Origin of the sequence: Serratia silvae (genome assembly GCF_023282985.1) — a bacterium.
In the GTDB taxonomy this organism is placed as follows: domain Bacteria; phylum Pseudomonadota; class Gammaproteobacteria; order Enterobacterales; family Enterobacteriaceae; genus Chania; species Chania silvae.
On record NZ_JAGQDC010000079.1, the window covers coordinates 1 to 259 of the forward strand.

The window sequence follows — 259 nt, forward strand, 5'->3', positions numbered from 1 at the left end:
GTGTTTGGCATATCCATATAGCTGGTGATTCCACCAATCGTTGCTGCCATTGATTCCGAAGCAATATTGCCTTTATGCGCTGCGCCGGGATCTCGAAAATGAACTTGGTCGTCAATCATGCCAGGAATTAACCACGAACCTTCAGCATCTATATTTTTCGCATGATAAGCCCCTGTAATATTGGGATGAATCTTTTCAATCCGACCATGTCGAATCAGTACATCGGAATAATACTGCTTGCCTTCATTGACAATATTGG

At 42.9% G+C, this 259-nt stretch carries 1 pseudogene; it reads right to left on the reverse strand.

The window, feature by feature from the left end:
* Positions 1-259, reverse strand: a pseudogene (locus KAJ71_RS23305) (dihydroorotase); the annotation flags it as partial.